A 15,579-nucleotide genomic window follows, 5' to 3' on the forward strand; every position below is an offset into this window, starting at 1 on the left:
GTAGACTGGTTTACAGAGAAATGTTAAGATTGATACCAAACGAACGGGTGGTGGCTAATTGCCCTGTTTCCAGCCAGCTGATAGACGACCGTCCCGTAGACAATTCGGAAGGATCAAGCCCTTTGGGCGCCTGCTGGTATATCATAAAAGGATTACGCGCAATAAGCGCTACATTAATGCTATTGAATGGCATTTTCTTATGCAGCTCTTTGGTAAAGGTATAGCCTACACGAAGTTCCCGCATCTTAATATAACTGGCATCATACAACCATTCTTCATATACCGATGTGCCAAGCACCGTACGGTAATAAGATTTTGCATCTACATAAGCAGTTACTTCAGCTCCTGTTACACTGGAGATACCATTTACTTTCACGCCGCCGCCATCTGCCAGCGGATCGCGTACATTCTTCCCTTTATCATTAATGGCTGCTGTTTCTTCAGCCTGCCCCGACTTAACACTCAGCATTTTTGTCCAGCTGAAAAATTGCCCGCCGGATTGAAAATCGATCATCGCTGATACATCGAACCGGCCAATACGGAACGTATTCAGCCATCCCCCGGTGAAATCAGGCACCACGCTGCCAAAGTTGTGGTTCTCTTCAAACATCGGCAAATTGGCCGCATCCAGTAGTATCTTGCCCGTTTTAGTATCACGACGGTAAGCATTCCCTACCAGCGTGCCGAAAGCGGCGTTTACATCCGCATTCAGGTAAACACTCACTCTTGAATACGTATTCACATCCAGCTGCAGGGTGTTAATGCCCGGATACAATTCCTTCACCAGGCTCCTGTTCCTGCTCACATTGAGCGTTGAGCTCCAGTTGAAGAATTTTGTTTGTACCGGTGTGCCATTCAAACTAAGCTCCACACCTTTGTTCTGGATCTTCCCGGCATTAATAATCGTATTCTCATAGCCAATAGCGCCTGATACAGGGATACTCAGCACCTGGTCAATATTCTGCTGGTTGTAATAGGTAAAGGCAAGCCCTAAACGGTTATTCAGCACCTTCAGATCCAAACCTGTTTCAAAGGAATTACCCAACGATGGCCTGATCCCCGGATTATTGAGCGTGGTAGGCAGGTGCATAGGCAAATAGGTATTATCATCACGTCCTTTATACGGCGTTTCCAATATATACGACTCGTAGATCTGGTAAGGGTCCAGGTCCGAGCCCGCCTTGGCAAAACTGAGCCGCACTTTTCCATAGGAAAGCGGCTCCCACTTCAGCAGCTCACTGAACACCATACTGAAAGATACAGATGGATACCAGTAAGAATTATTGCCCGCCGGCAGTGCGGAGGAGATATCATTACGCACGGTAGCATCGAGGTAATAAATATTATCATAACCCAGTGAAACGGCTGCAAACGCACTGCGCACTTCCTTTCTCCGGAGATAGTTGGATACATTTGGCCGGTCGATGGAGGCAGAAAGATTATAGAAATTCACAACAGATAAACCACCCTGCGTTCTGCCCTGGATGCCGTTATACCGCTGCGTAAGCAGGTTACCGCCCAGGTTGGCATTCAAACTCAGTTTATCAAAAGCTTTATTATACTGAGCCAGTATCTCGTAGTTCATCTCCTTATTCTCAAATTTCGCTTCATAATATTCGTTGATATCCCTGCCCCCATAAGCCTTACGCTGATCAATGCTCTGCGTATACATATCCCCTCTCACGGCGCCGCTTACTTTCAGTCCTGGCAATACATCATAACTCAGGCCCACATTACCAAAGAGGCGGTCGCGTGTATCGTGATTAAGATTCTCGTATGCTTCAAAGTAAGGGTTGTTCCAGTCGCTGCCCGGCTTCTTCAGAAAATCAGGATCATCAATATCTTCATGATTCCAGTGATAAAAAGTACCATCAGGATATTTATATTGCTTTAGCCGGTTCATATCCAGCGACCGTTCAAACCACTGATAAAAGTTACGCGAACCCTGGTAGTAGCCCTGGGCCGGGCGCTGGCCTTTATTGTTGGCATAATTGAAGCTGGTAGATACCGTTAATTTCGGCGTCAGGTTCAGCGAGCCGTTAAAGCCGAGATTATTTCTTTTGAGATAGGTATTGGGCTCAATACCCTTGATATCAGTGTGATTGAACGACAGCCGGAAAGTGGTATTCTCACCACCGCCAGACATACTGATGTTGTTATTAAAAGTAGTACCCGTTACAAAATAATCCTTGATATTATCGGGATGCGGACTAAAAGGCGTCAGCTTGCCATAGTCAGGATCAGCAGGATAGAAACTATACATTTGCCGTACCGGTGTGCCATCCATTTTCGGGCCCCAGCTTTCATCGGTACCGGACGCCACTAACTGCGATTGCCCGTTCACGGTAATAGTACTGAACTGCTGACTGCTACCGGCCCCGTAAATATTTTGCAACGGCATAAAATTGCCTGCTTTCTCAACGGAAAAAGCGGAGTTAACATCCACTGCCACTTTCCTGTTTCCTTTACGACCGCCTTGCCGCGTGGTGATCAGGATCACACCATACTGTCCTCTCAGTCCATATAACGCGGAGGCAGCCGGGCCTTTCAGCACATTCACGGATTCAATATCCTCCGGGTTAACGTCCTGCGCCAGGTTTCCCAGATCCGGACCGTTTCTGCCGGCAAAGTTATTATTGGAAATAGGCGTTCCATCCACTACTATCAGCGGCTCTTCCTGCCCGTTGATAGAGTTGATGCCACGGAGCTTTATTTTTTGCGTACCGCCCATACTGGCCCCGGATGAACCTACCACCTGCACGCCCGCTATTTTACCCGCCAGGGAGCCCAGCACATTCTGCTCTTTCGTAAGCGTAAGGTTACTCCCTTTTACTTCCTGTACCGAGTAACCTACTGCTCTTTCTTTCCGGGAGATGCCCAACGCAGTAACCACCACCTGATCCAGGTTCCGGGTGTCCTGTTTTAGTGTAACGGTAATGCTGCTTTTTCCACTGGTATTTACTTCTGTTGTAAGATACCCTACCAGGCGGAAAATCAGTATTACATCGGTATTGCCGGCATCCAGCCGGAAGTTTCCATCGGTGTCTGTTGAAGTACCTTTATTAGTGTTTTTGATCTGTACGCTCACACCAGGCAGGCTTTCACCTTTTTCACCTGTTACCTTACCGGTAATAATACCCGTTTGCGCGATGGAGGGTAAGGATATGGCACAGTACACCAATAGGATAGCGAGGAGTTTTTTCATTGAATAGAGGTTAGATTTTGGTTAAGATATATTATACAAAATAGCGCATTAATCTCTTAATGTCAATAGCACGGGAAAGCTCACATCTCGCCATTTCTTCGTATTTTCAGTAAAAACAAATCGCTATGGCAAAACAAACTGGGTTATTCCAATTCACCGGTAAGTTGGATAATGTGATCGGTTACCGGAGAAATGGGAGCTATTTTGTACGCACCATGCCGGTCACTGTAAAACAAACTGCCGCTACCCGGCAGGCATCCCGCAATTTCGGGATCGCCAGCAGGAAGGCAAAACTCATCCGGCAGGCTATTACGCCTCAGCTGGAAATTAACTGCGACGGCTCCCTCGTGAACCGCCTCAACAAAGTATTGATCACCGCGGGGAAAGACCAGTGGAAACACCTCGAAGGCTTCCGGTTCAATAAACACACCGGCATCGATAAATTCTTCTGGCTGCAACCGGTGATGCAAAACGGTACATTAAAAATACCGGCTCAAACATTATCGCCGCAGGGCGCCATTACGCACCTGGAAATAACGGTGATGGCTACACGCATCAGCTTCGTGGAACGGCGGATCATTAAACAGCATTCCACAACCATAAAGGTGGATCTGAACGCCCCCTTCAATGGAGCAGAACTGAACGCATCCGTTCCCGGAAAAGGAACGCTGCTGGTAGTATTGCAGGTAACCGCCTGGAAAGGAGCCGATCCTGTTGGAGACCGCCGCTTCATGGCCGCCGATATCATGTTCGTCGCTACACCGGCAACCAAAAAGGAAGCCGCAAAAAGGAAACAACATATACCGGATGTCAGGAAAGTATTACCTTACAGACCCGCGAAAACACCAGGATCACCGGTAGTGCGCACCGCCAATAAGTGGCAACGGGAATGAGTTCTCCCTCTGCGTAAAACAATCAACAAAATATCATCTCTAAAACCCCGGAGCCATCGCACTCCTGAATCGCCATGCGCCACGGTATCACATCAACAATAAAAAGCCATAAAAAACCAAAAATCACCCGTTCAACGATCAATCATCTTCCAAAAAATCCCTCACAATCAAAAAAAATCAAAAAAAGCAATCCGTAAAATCATCCTGATCCTGGTGAAGACAACCTCCGCTTCAAGTCCACCTCCCCTGCATGGATACTGTATGTCCTAAGCCACTGTACAGCGATTCCTAAGCCATTCCTGAGTAACTCATACGTATACACTTATTAATTCCCCACTTTTCCGTAATTTAACGCATGCGTTATATCACCATCTATATATTCATGCTCCTGTCCTCCGTCACCACGCTGGCACAAACCGTTGCCCCGGTGGCACTCGGCGCCCTGTCTACCGACAAAATCAGAGAAGCCTCCGGCATCGCGTCCAGCACCACCCTGAAAGGCTGCTACTGGACGCACAACGACAGCGGCAATAAACCCGAAGTATACCTGCTCAACAGTAAAGCAGCGCTGATCAGCACCGTGAAACTCACCGGCGCAGGGAACCGTGACTGGGAAGATATTGCGGAAGGTATCGGACCGGAAAAAGGTAAGCAGTATGTATACGTAGGTGATATCGGCGATAACTCCGGCGAACGGGATCATATCCGCATTTACCGCTTCCAGGAGCCGGATAAACTCCCCGCTGCACACCTGGAAATAAAGCCCGATGTGCTCAAACTCCACTACCCCAACAGCCCCCGCGATGCAGAGTCGCTCATGATTGATCCTATCAGCAAACAAATCTATATCCTCAGCAAAAGAGAAAAAGAAATAAGCCTGTATAAAACCGACCAGCTGTTCTTCAAAGACGGCGATAAAGCCACCCTGGAGAAATTAATAAAACTCCCCTACACCTGGGTCACCTCCGGCGATATTTCCAAAGACGGACACCACATCGTGATTAAAACCCTCACCACCGTTTACTACTGGCACCGCAATACCAACGAAAGCGTGGAACAGGCCATGTCAAAACCTGCAAAAGAACTCCCCTACGTAATCGAAAAACAAGGTGAAGGCATCACCATCCTGCCAGACAACAGCGGCTATGTTACCATCAGCGAAGGAAAACACGCTCCCCTCAATTTTTATAAATGGAAATTCTGAACCGCTAACCTTTATTGCTGCCGTCGCATTTCAGTAACATCGTCTATACTTGTATAGTGCGGGCAGCCTTCATTATCTGCTGCTAACCCATATTTATATACACCCTCAAAAAAACAGGTAATTCCTTTGCCCGGAAATACCTGGAGTAAAACCATTTTTCTACTATGCCACTGACTAACAGCTTCCACCATTTTTTTGCCCGGGGAATGCCTCTCCGGCAGGCCGTTTCCAACAGTTAATTGCACAACAGCTCACCTCAGAACCATTTATTCAATAACCTCATTCGCTCATGCAAAAGAAAGCTATCATCATTGGCGCCGGCCCTGCAGGGCTCACTGCCGCCTATGAACTACTACAGCGCACCAGTATCACCCCTATTGTACTGGAGAAAAGCACAGATATCGGCGGGATCTCCAAAACTGTAAACTATAAAGGCAACCGTATCGATATCGGAGGCCACCGCTTCTTCTCCAAATCAGACCGCGTAATGGACTGGTGGATGAACATGATGCCGCTGGATAAAGAAGCCGCAGAAATATTCTCTATCAGCTACCAGCAAAAAACAAAAGAAATAAAAGCTACCCGCAACAACAATAACACGGATACCCTCGTAGCGCCTGATCCCGACCTCATCATGCTGGTAAGAAAACGCCTGTCGCGCATCTACTTCCTGCACAAATTCTTTACCTACCCCATTCAGCTATCTGTAGATACCCTCCGCAAACTGGGCTTCTCCACTACCATCAGTATTATGGTATCGTACCTGTGGGCGCAGATCTTCCCCAGGAAAAATGAAAAGTCGCTGGAAGACTTCATGGTAAACCGTTTTGGACTTACCCTTTATCACCTCTTCTTCAAAGATTATACAGAAAAAGTATGGGGCGTTTCCTGCAAAGCCATTTCTGCAGAATGGGGCGCACAAAGGATTAAAGGCATCTCTATCGGTAAAGCTATTTCACACGCGGTAAAATCCGCCATCGAAGCAGGGAAACCCAAAGACCTCAAACAAAAAAATGTAGAAACCAGCCTGATCGAACAATTCCTGTATCCTAAACATGGCCCCGGCCAGCTATGGGAAGAAGTAGCCCACCAGGTAATCAACAAAGGCGGTACCGTATTAATGCAACACGATGTAAAAAAGATCCATACCTCCGGTAATCAAATCACCGCCATCGAAGCGCTGGACCGCACCACCGGCGAAGTAGTGCTGCTGGAAGGCGACTACTTCTTTTCTACCATGCCCATCAAAGAACTGGTAGCCGACCTGGAAGCAAATGTACCGGGCAATGTCCGGGAAATCGCCGCCGGACTGCATTACCGCGACTTTATCACCATCGGCATCTTACTAAAAAACCTCAGCTTCGCGGATAAAAAAACCGGCGAACACAAACCACTGGAACTGAAAGACACCTGGATCTACATCCAGGAAAAAGATGTGAAAGTAGGACGACTCCAACTATTCAATAACTGGAGCCCCTACATGGTGAAAGACCCCGACACTACCTGGGTGGGCATGGAATACTTCTGCAATAAAGGAGATGATTTCTGGGAACTGACAGATGAACAAATCCGGCAAACCGCCATCACGGAACTCTGTAAAATAGGACTGGCGCAACAAGCAGATGTGCTGGACGCCACCGTACTCAGAATGGAAAAAACATACCCCGCCTATTGGGGCACCTATGCCCGCTTTGAAGAACTGAAAAGCTATATAGATACCTTCGAAAACCTGTTCCTGGTTGGCCGCAACGGTATGCACAAATACAATAACTCCGACCACTCTATGCTCACCGCAATGGTAGCGGTAGATAATATCGCCAACGGCATCGTTACCAAATCAAATATCTGGTCTATCAACACAGAACAGGAATATCATGAAGAGAAAAAATAAAAAATCCGCAGACTTTGTTCCTGGAAACTATCTCCGGGAACAAAGTCTGCGGATAAAATCAATGGTTACCGTTTCTCGTTATACACGCCAAACTCTGCAATCGCGGGCGTTTCAGTGTAATCGTCTATCAGTATCCTCACTTTATTACCCCATACACGCGGAAAACGGTGAATCCTCACACGCCCCGCATTCTCCCCTGCTGATGGCAGTGGCTTCCACTCCCCGTTCTCATTATACTCCAGCCTGTATTGTTTAATACGCGCTTTGTCTTCCGTAATCACAATCATGTTAAAACCCTGCTGTTTGTCAAATTCCACTTCAAACCAGGGCTGCTTTACCGCGCGGTTCGACTGCCACGTGCTTCTGAAACTATCATCGTTCGCAAAATCCATGATGTTCATATCACTGCTCCAGCTGGAATTAGCCGCCTGGTGTTTGGCAATGTTGGGAGAAATAATGGGAGATGCATACGCAGGTAATGCCGCTACCGGTCCGTCATTCTTCCACTGTTTTCCCACCTGCTTTAATGCTTCCAGTGCATTGTTATCTATTAAGCCATCCCGGTTAGGCGCTACGTTTAAAATGAAATTACACCACGCTTTACCAAAAGGAACAATGTTTTCATTTACCAACTGGTCCACGCTCTTCACCGGTGTAGCAGGGAAATCAGCTTTCCAGAACCACGCCGTGTTAATAGGCAAACAGGACAACGCCGGCAAGCGGTTGTTATCAGTAGAAATATGCTGACCAGCACCCTGCTCATACGATTTGATATCCGTATAAAACAACGCCTCCGCAGGATACTTCGCAGCGTTCAGATCCATCACCAGGCACTTAGGCTGCAGTCTTTTGATGAGGCCATAAATTTCCTCAAAAGGAACATCATCGTAGGAAATCCTCGACCACGGCGCGTCCCAGCCATCAATGATCAGCGCGGTAATTTCGCCGTAGTTGGTGAGCAACTCGGTGAGCTGCGCCTTGATCATCTTAATATGCTCTTTTGTAATTTGCCCCGGCCTGATTTTATGATGCGTATCCAGGATTGAATAATACAACATCACCTTCAGTCCTTTCGCACGGAAAGCAGTGGTGTATTCCTTTACCACATCTCTTTTCAACGGACTGTTCATCACATTATAAGGAGTGGTTTTGGTATCCCAGATGGCAAAACCGCTGTGATGCTTAGTGGTTAAACAACCATAAGACATGTTTGCTGACTTGGCCGCTGCCGCCCATTGATTACAATCCAGTTTCTTCGGATTAAAAATAGCCGGGGATGCTTCCGGATCGGCCCAGTCATCATCCATAAAAGTAGGAATATTGAAATGGATGAACATACCAAAACGCAGATCCACAAACTGCTGCTGCAACGCAGGCAGCGACGGTGTTTGCTGGGCGCCGGCCCGCCCCGTTACGAGTAACAGTACCGCCGCCAGAAGGCTGATAACCTGATTCTTTTTCACAAGCTAATGAGTTAAAATATAAAAGAATAAAACGTACTTACTTCCATTCAGGTTGTTGCACCAATTTGCGGCCCTGATCCAGTATGCCCTGTGGTATAGGCCATACATAAAATTTATCCGTACTGAAATGCCTGTCTTCCAGCTTTGTTTTAGGATACTTATTGGTTTTACCACCGGTAGCAGGAATATCTGTTAGCCCGGCAGACGCATCTATCGTATAAATAGGTCCGTTCAATACCTGCTGCCCAATTCTCCAGCGCAAAATATCGAAGTAGCGGTGTCCTTCACCAGCCAGCTCTATCCGGCGCTCATGACGGATAAAAGTACGCAGCGTTTCCTTGCTCATACTCCACCCGTTAAGCGCGAAAGTGGCGGCTACATCGGGCATACCGGCACGACGCCTGATTTCATTCAGCGCATTAATAATATCTGCAGATGGTCCGGAGGTTTCATTCGCAGCTTCTGCATACGTAAGCAGCACTTCTGCATACCGGAGGATCTTCCAGTCGTTGCCGCCATTATCGCGGGACTCCAGCTCTGTTTTATCGAAGATCTTCTTAAACGCATAACCTGTATAGGTGGCTTTATCGCCGCCTATTTTATCCAGCGCACTGTTAATAGGATCGTACATTTTATCATTTGCCAGCGTGCTGCCGGGGTAATAAATAGTGGCCTTTAAACGCGGGTCACGGTTCTTCCACGGCGCATGTGCATCATACGCAGGATCTTTGGTGTAAGGATAATAACCGGCGGCACTTTCATAATCATCTACCAGCGAAGGCAAAGGATTCAGATAAAGCGTACCTCCTGAAACAGAGTTCACACCGGCAATATCACGCAAGCCATTCGGGCGTAACTCCTTTACATGGATATAGCTGATCATGCTTTCGGAGGAGTAATCTCCTTCCTGCTGAAACAGGTTATAATAATCCGGGTACAGGGAATACACTTTGCTGTCGATCACTTTCTTTGCTTCAGTGGCAGCACCTGCATAGTCGCCGGTATATAAAAGCACGCGGGCTTTCAGTCCCCAGGCGGCGCCTTGTGTAAAGCGTCCCTTATCGTCGCCGGTATAAGATGGCGGCAAATCCGGTGCAGCTTCATCCAGCCATTTGATCGCCTGCGCAATCACCAGGGCTTTCTTGTCCTGCGGCACATCTGATTCAGCAGGAGTAGCAAATACTTTCGTCACCAAAGGCACATCCCTGAAAAGCGTAGCCATTATAAAATAACGGTACGCCAGCGATACCTTTACTTCTGCTTTTAATCTTTTCTTTAATCCTTCATTCATATCAGGCACTTTATCCACATGATCAAGGAATTCGAGGCAATGTCTTACCTGGTCGTATTTCCATTCGTCGCCCAGATTACCGGTAGTGGCTACAAACGTGCTGTTGCCAATCAGCTGCGCATTGCGAAGGGTATTGCCCCAGGAAGCTGTTTTGGAAAAAGCGTTGTCGCTCATTCCTTCATAGCAAACAAAAAAGTCGGCGGAAGGGAGGAATTCATATACCCTGGAGGCAAATTTTACTGCATCCGATTCGGTGGTCCAGTAGGTGTCATCAGAGTATTGATCCAGCGGCGCACGGTCCAGGAAATTTTTAGAGCAAGCCGCCAGAAGGCTGCAGGCGCATAATATAGTGATGATGTGTAGTCGTTTCATGTTGTTGTTGTTTTGCAGTGAGAGCGTCATCAGAATTTCAGGTTCAAACCAAAGGTGTAAGTCTTCATTTGCGGGAAGTTCACACCCGACTGCCAGTTGTCGATTTCCGGGTCAAAGTTTTTCGGGAAACGTTTCGACTTCAGCGTCAGCACATTTTCCATCATGAAATAAAAACGGAGCTGACCAATCTTCGCGCGCTGCAAAATATTGTTGGGTACATTATATCCCAGTTGCAGGTTCTTCAAACGCACATATTTTGAATCATACAGCCACCAGTCGGAAAAGTCGTAGTTCACGCTCAGATCCTGGCGCATCAGGGGATAGCGGGCGCCTTTATTTTGCGGTGTCCAGGAGTCCATCAGGTCGGTGGTAAAGGAACCACCGTAGTTAAACGGACTTACGGCATAACCGGTGAGGTACGTTTTATTTTTCAGCACGCCCTGGAATAACATGCTCAGGTCAAACTGCTTCCAGGAAAAATTAGCATTCACGCCAAACATCAGGTGCGGGTCTGCATCGCCCAGTATTACACGGTCTTCAGGGGTAATTTGCCCGTCGCCGTTGGTATCCTGGTACTTGATGTCGCCGGCTTTATTTTGCGGCTTATAGGTAGGCGATGCTTTCACTTCTTCATCCGACTGATACAAGCCAAGCGCTTTATAACCATACCACGTCCACCGTGATTGGCCTACCATTACGGGGTTTTCCTGTAATACATCCGGCGTTCCACCCAGGTCGAGGATCTTGTTACGGGAATCGTAGATATTCACCATTACACCATACTTCAGCTTATTATCGCGGTTCTGGTAGCCGGCAGATACTTCCCATCCCCAGTTGCTCATGCGGCCCAGGTTCATTACGGGCGCATCGCGGCCAAAGGTGGATGGCACACTGGGCGTTAATAAAATCCCGGTGGTCTTCTCTTTAAAAACATCAGCGGTGAGGGTAAATTTCTCATCAAAAAATCCTGCGTCCACACCAATGTTGCCGGTTACTTTTTCTTCCCAGGTAAGATCCGGGTTAGCGGTGTTGTTATAATACGTGGTAGTTTGCGCTTTATCATTGAAATAAGAAGCGCCGGTACCAATCAAACTGGCCCAGGAGTAAATACCCCGTGTATCCGTTCCCGTTGCATTCTGATTACCTACCTTACCGTAAGATCCACGCAGCTTCAGGTTGCTCACAATGTCAGATCCTTTCAGGAAGTCTTCTTCCGAAATTCTCCATCCGGCAGAAACAGATGGGAAGAATCCCCAGCGGTTATTTTTGAAACGGGAAGATCCGTCGTACCGACCGTTTACTTCCAGCAGGTAGCGGTCTTTAAAGCTGTAAGACAACCGTCCGAACATCGACTGGATCGCCCATTCATAGGCGCCTCCGCCGGTAGACCAATAGTCTTTTTTCACACTGCCGCCGTTGATCACATGAATATCATTATTCAAAAAATCCTGGCGACCCAGGGAGTAAGAGTCGTACTTCATGCTCTCCTGGCTATATCCCAGCAGGGCTTTAAAGTCGTGCTGCTTCACCTGTAAACCGTAATTCAGCGTACCAATAAACGTTTGGTTAATAGCCGTATTATAATCGTCGTTCAACGAGTTGGGCGACTGCTGTGTAGTAACGAGGTTTTCCTCATCATCATACAGCTTATAGGTAGCCCTGAAAATTTTATGCTTGATATCGCGGCTGTTGTAGGAATACTGTCCTTTTACCGACAGGTTTTTCGTAATGCCGTAATCCAGCGTCAGGTTGGTATTAAAGTAATTGTCTTTGTAATTTTCAAACCCGCCGTGATTGATAATAGCCACCGGCTGGGAGCCGCCACGGTAGCTTCTGTCGCGCCCCTGTGGTGTATAGGCCCATTCCGTAGGGTTGAGGATATATGCCCAGTGCATGGCGGTAGTATAAATACCGGCGCCCGCAAAGCTTTTAGGCGCATTCATATACACCGTATTGATCCCGAACTTCAGGTTATCCAATATCTGTGTATTGATATTTACGCGTGAGGTAAAGCGCTCGTTCATCACGCCCTGTACCAGTCCTTCCTGTTTCAGGTATCCGAGTGATACAAAGTAATCGGTATTTTTTGTTCCTCCGGAGACACCAACGTTATGTTGCATCTGGAGTGCGTTCTCTTTGAAGATGGCGCTGATCCAGTCGGTACTGGGCAATTCACCGCTGGCGTATTTCTGGATATCGGCGTCAGAAAAACGCACGGTGGCATCGGGATTATCGTTCAGCTGGGATTCATTCCATTTGCGCATAAAGGATACTGCGTCTACCAGTTTTGGGAGATAGGTAGGCTGCTGTATACCTGCGTAAGCATCGTACGCGAGCGAAGGCTTGCTGTTCAGTTTACCTTTGCGGGTAGTAACCAGTATTACCCCGCCGGAAGCGCGTGCCCCATAAATAGCAGTGGCAGACGCATCTTTCAGGATACTGATGTTATCAATGTCCTGCGGGTTTACCGTTTCCAGCTGACCGGCCACGCCATCTATCAGTACCAGTACGGGGTTGCTGGATAAAGTGCTGATACCGCGGATATTCAGTTTGTTGTTGTTGGTGCCGGGCATACCATCGGTTTGCTGGATGAACAGGCCGGGTACTTGTCCCTGTAAGGCGTTTACCACGTTTGGCACGGGCCTTTCCGCTACTGCAGCGCCTTTTACAGAGGCTACTGCGCTGGTAAGACTGGCCTTTTTCTGGGAGCCATAACCTACCACTACAATTTCACCGAGCTTTTTGGTGTCTTCCGTGAGTACGATACGGAGCTGGGTGTCCTTACCGCTGGCTATCTCCTGGGTATTATATCCCATAAAAGATACGATGAGTACCGCGTTTTCGGGGATGCCTTTCAGCACGTATTCTCCTTTTTCATCGGTAACCGCTGCCATGGAAGCATCTTTTACACGAACAGATACACCGGGTAGGGGTTCATCTTTTTCATTCACCACCTTCCCGCGGATATCTTTGTACATCAGGCCGGCATCGGCGTCCAGCAGCATATTCGCCAGCATTTCATTGCTGCGGCGGATGATCACTTTATCATCTGCTATAAAATATTCCAGGGAAAACGGCGCCAGTAGCTCTTTCAGCACATTGCCTACTTTCTGGTGCTTTGCCCGGATAGTTACCACGCTGTTAAAGATCTCTTTATTAACCGCATAGCTGAAAGAGAGATTGGCGCTGGCGCCTATCTCATCCAGGGCATCATGCAATGCTCCTCCTTCCACTTTCAGCGTAATCCTTTTTTCGAGCAGCTGGGCTTCGGTGTGCTTGGCCAGCAATGTTAGTGTGGTACTACATACAACGACTACAATACACAATGACATTTTCATTAGCATGCCTATTACAGGTACACATTTTTTCATACTTTTACGTAGATTAAGGTTGAGTAAAAACTAGCTGCCATCGGTTACCAGGCCAGTGTGGCATACTAGCGTTAAGACTTAACTTTCAGCCTCCCGCAAGGGAGGTTTTTTTTATGTAGGTGGCGCTTCTTTATGCATAGGTTGGTGGTTTATTTCATAACGTTCAGCATTCCTTATCCTTCCTGATGATGTAGGTAGCACCGTTGTGCTCCAGGGTTGCATTGAGCGACAGGCACAGCTGCCGCAACGCTTTCTCCAAAGTGCCGTTGGTATTAAATTCCCCGAAATAAAAACAGTTGGAGATATCTCCGGTGATCTCAATTTTTACGTTGTAATAATATCCCAGCTCGGCTGCTACTTCCCGCAGGCCCGCCCGGTCGTATTTCAGGATGCCTTCGCGCCGGCTCAATAAATTGCCGGTGGCTACCCCGTCTTCCTTCGTGATCTTCCCCGTAGCCTTGCTAAACACCGCCCGCTGGCTGGGAGATACATGCACCGCGCTATCCGCGTTGCCTACCGCCACTTTACCCGTTAACACCGTTACCGCCACATCCGGCTGCGCATCAAATGCCCGGATGTTAAAGGAAGTGCCCAACACCCGCGTATCTACCCGTCCGCTGTGAATAATAAAAGGCTGCGCCGCATCGGTAGCTACCTCAAAAAAGGCTTCGCCATTCAATGTAAGTTCACGGCTTCCTTTCCCGAAAGCATCCGTATATTCCAGCCGGGAGGCCGGGCTAAGCCAAACGATGGTACTATCGGGCAGCTGTATCTTCTTGTGTTCCCCTGCTTTAGTGGCCACCAGTTGCTGCTGTGAATGAACAGCCATTTGCTCCGGAGGGCGCTGGAAATACCACCAGCCGGCTGCTGCCAGTACCAGCAGCACTGCTGCTGCCGCAGCGATTTTTGTCCACCACACGCGTTTCACCGGCGCTGTTTCCCGCTCCGCAGTCCGGATGCGCAGCAGCAACTGTTGCTCCATTTCCGCCTCCAGTAAGGATTTAGCGCCAAGCTGCACTTCGTCCCACTCCGTGGTAGATTTGAAACTGTGATAGTAATTCATCAATGATTGTATCTCCTCCTCACTCGCCGAGCCGTTCATCCATTTATCTATCAATGAAAAAAACTCCTGTCTGTTCATACGGGGTATTTTATCATTAGTGACAAAAAAGAAGGGCTACCCCCAAAGCAGGCAAAAAAAAATTATTTATTAATAAGCAGGAGGAGCAGCAAAGCATAGCCCAGGGCGGACCGCAGCTTACGGATGGCAATATTGATCTGGTTTTCAACGGTTTTCACCGAAACATTCAACTGTGTGGCGATCTCTTTATAGGAAAGATGTTGCTCCCGGCTCATCCGGAATATGATCCGGCATTTCTCCGGCAAGGTGTCTATCAGGGTATTCAGCAGGGATTGCAGCTCTTTTACGGCCAGCTTACTTTCCGGCGAAGCGGCTTCCATCCGCTCCATCATATGATCAAATAACTCCTCCCGCACCGGGTTTTGCCGGATATACCGGAATACCTTGTAACGGATGCTGGCAGAAAGATAAGCCTTCAGGGAAACGGTTAATTGAATGCGATGGGACTTTTGCCACAGCTCTGTAAACAGCTCCTGTACCAGGTCTTTACAGGCTTCTTTGTCTTTCAGCACCTGGTAGGCCGACAAGAACAGCGGTTCCCAATGCCGCTTATACAACAGGGTTAGCGCCTGTTCATTACCCGACTGCAGCAACAACAACAATTCTTCATCTGTTTGCCCCTCAATGGCCGGCATGGCTGATATTAATTTTTTTATATGAAGGTGGAATACCGGGGGTAAATATAGAGTTTATATTATTATCCTTTGGGCAAAAAAGATGAGTGGCATTCCTGCCCCGGGTGTATACC

General features: G+C 47.9%; 9 protein-coding genes. 3 read left to right on the top strand and 6 right to left on the bottom strand.

What is annotated here, in order from left to right; genetic code table 11:
* Positions 1 to 10 precede the first annotated feature (10 nt).
* A complete protein-coding gene (locus tag V7S65_RS14640; protein ID WP_336386676.1) occupies positions 11 to 3,205 on the bottom strand; it encodes a SusC/RagA family TonB-linked outer membrane protein in 3,195 nt (1,064 codons plus the stop codon).
* Positions 3,206 to 3,330: 125 nt separating this feature from the next.
* Here V7S65_RS14640 and V7S65_RS14645 point away from each other — a divergent pair, with 125 nt between their 5' ends.
* From V7S65_RS14645 to V7S65_RS14655, 3 genes are all read left to right on the top strand, one after another.
* Complete coding sequence (locus V7S65_RS14645; RefSeq protein WP_336386675.1) at positions 3,331 to 4,098, top strand: hypothetical protein; 768 nt, start codon at positions 3,331 to 3,333, stop codon at positions 4,096 to 4,098.
* Between the two features lie 355 nt (positions 4,099 to 4,453).
* Positions 4,454 to 5,302: a hypothetical protein gene (locus V7S65_RS14650; RefSeq protein ID WP_336386674.1), complete on the top strand. Its 849-nt coding sequence runs from the start codon at positions 4,454 to 4,456 to the stop codon at positions 5,300 to 5,302.
* A gap of 289 nt (positions 5,303 to 5,591) precedes the next feature.
* Positions 5,592 to 7,193 (top strand): NAD(P)/FAD-dependent oxidoreductase, encoded by a 1,602-nt coding sequence (locus V7S65_RS14655; RefSeq protein ID WP_336386673.1) that lies wholly within the window; start codon positions 5,592 to 5,594, stop codon positions 7,191 to 7,193.
* Positions 7,194 to 7,258: 65 nt separating this feature from the next.
* Here the strand turns inward: V7S65_RS14655 and V7S65_RS14660 are convergent, their stop codons facing one another.
* The 5 genes from V7S65_RS14660 to V7S65_RS14680 all read right to left on the bottom strand — a co-directional run bounded on the left by V7S65_RS14660 (position 7,259) and on the right by V7S65_RS14680 (position 15,466).
* Entirely contained in the window at positions 7,259 to 8,656 is a 1,398-nt protein-coding gene (locus V7S65_RS14660) for an alpha-L-fucosidase (protein WP_079470615.1), read from the bottom strand.
* Positions 8,657 to 8,693: 37 nt separating this feature from the next.
* On the bottom strand, positions 8,694 to 10,319 hold the full coding sequence (locus V7S65_RS14665; RefSeq protein WP_336386672.1) for a RagB/SusD family nutrient uptake outer membrane protein: 1,626 nt from the start codon (positions 10,317 to 10,319) through the stop codon (positions 8,694 to 8,696).
* Between the two features lie 29 nt (positions 10,320 to 10,348).
* Complete coding sequence (locus tag V7S65_RS14670; RefSeq protein ID WP_168771321.1) at positions 10,349 to 13,657, bottom strand: SusC/RagA family TonB-linked outer membrane protein; 3,309 nt, start codon at positions 13,655 to 13,657, stop codon at positions 10,349 to 10,351.
* A 196-nt stretch (positions 13,658 to 13,853) separates the two neighbouring features.
* Positions 13,854 to 14,831, bottom strand: a complete 978-nt coding sequence (locus V7S65_RS14675; RefSeq protein ID WP_336386671.1) for a FecR family protein — start codon at positions 14,829 to 14,831, stop codon at positions 13,854 to 13,856.
* A gap of 62 nt (positions 14,832 to 14,893) precedes the next feature.
* Positions 14,894 to 15,466: an RNA polymerase sigma-70 factor gene (locus V7S65_RS14680; RefSeq protein ID WP_079470619.1), complete on the bottom strand. Its 573-nt coding sequence runs from the start codon at positions 15,464 to 15,466 to the stop codon at positions 14,894 to 14,896.
* Positions 15,467 to 15,579 lie beyond the last annotated feature (113 nt).

The sequence above is a fragment of the Chitinophaga sp. CCNWYY40 genome, assembly GCF_037483205.1.
Lineage (GTDB): Bacteria > Bacteroidota > Bacteroidia > Chitinophagales > Chitinophagaceae > Chitinophaga > Chitinophaga ginsengisegetis.